The organism is Vibrio sp. D431a (genome assembly GCF_030248655.1).
GTDB lineage: Bacteria > Pseudomonadota > Gammaproteobacteria > Enterobacterales > Vibrionaceae > Vibrio > Vibrio alginolyticus.
In genome coordinates this window covers 1-595 of the sequence record NZ_JAHGAP010000100.1, presented here as the reverse complement: position 1 = coordinate 595, position 595 = coordinate 1, and the positions used below count along the sequence as shown (strand labels likewise).

The window sequence follows — 595 nt, the reverse complement described above, 5'->3', positions numbered from 1 at the left end:
GTTCAGTTTTTGTGTTTATGGCACAATAGTTTAAGTTAGGTGGCATTGCGTTGTTCACCCCTTAACGCGGCGTTATAGCTTTGGAGTAAAAATGGCATTCAACTTAACAGAAGAACAATTAGTTAATACAGAGGTGGAGCTTGGTGCAAGGCTCCCTCATGATTATCGTGAATCGATGAAGACTGACAATGGTGGTGAGGCAACGACCGAAGAGGATGACTGGGAGCTTTACCCAATCAAGGACAACTCCGATCGAAAAAGGCTAGCTCGTACTTGTAACCACATTATTGCAGAAACCAAGGCGTGTTTTGGTTTTGGCAACTTTCCTCATCATGCATTGGCTATTGCTAGTAACGGTCTTGGTGATCAAATGGTTTTCTTAAAAGAGTCAGAACAGTTCAAGCCCGAGGTTTATGTTTGGCTTCATGAAACCGGAGAGATTAAGTTGCTTGCAAGTTCATTTGTCAAGTTAGAAAAGCTATAACAAATTGTTCAAGAGTGATTCGGCACGCGTGGCATTTTTACTATGCGTTTATTTTAGTGGTTAAGGTGGTATGCGGATGCTTAGGTGTTGCGTGCCTCACACCTTAACAAG

1 protein-coding gene is annotated in these 595 nt (G+C 42.4%); it reads left to right on the top strand.

Annotated elements, in window-relative coordinates; genetic code table 11:
- Positions 1–91: 91 nt before the first annotated feature.
- Positions 92–484, top strand: a complete 393-nt coding sequence (locus KJB35_RS28205; protein WP_238842964.1) for an SMI1/KNR4 family protein — start codon at positions 92–94, stop codon at positions 482–484.
- Positions 485–595 lie beyond the last annotated feature (111 nt).

Coding starts and splice junctions, on each gene's coding strand:
- KJB35_RS28205 (WP_238842964.1), top strand. CDS start 92: ATGGCATTCAACTTAACAGAAGAACAATTAGTTAATACAGAGGTGGAG.